This is a genomic window from Marinimicrobium sp. UBA4209, from assembly GCF_002381585.1.
GTDB lineage: Bacteria > Pseudomonadota > Gammaproteobacteria > Pseudomonadales > Cellvibrionaceae > Marinimicrobium > Marinimicrobium koreense.
In genome coordinates, this window is the sequence record NZ_DFTP01000062.1 from 1,308 (window position 1) to 1,582 (window position 275).

Annotated in this window: 1 protein-coding gene; it reads right to left on the reverse strand. The window is 65.1% G+C overall.

Annotated features, from left to right (window positions below; genetic code table 11):
- A partial coding sequence (locus B3187_RS08905) for a cytochrome c maturation protein CcmE (RefSeq protein WP_286805859.1) occupies nt 1-275 on the reverse strand: 275 nt, incomplete at both ends.

Genomic DNA, 275 nt, shown 5'->3' on the forward strand with positions numbered 1-275 from the left:
GTACTTCCGTGGCCCGGAAAACGCCATCCGCTCCCAGCGTTCCGTTGACCACCGCCGCTTCTCCCTCGGCGAACAGATCCGGCAGGATACCGCCATAGGTCACGGTGAAGTCCACCACGCCATCGGTCAGGTCGAAGCGGGTCTCAAGATCGCCACTCTGGGAGCGCTGCACGCTGCCCGGACGCACACAGCCTCCGGCGCGGATCCGGGTATCCACCGGCGCCTCACCGGAGACGATCTGACCGGGCGGGTAAAACAGATTGATATTGGCGCGC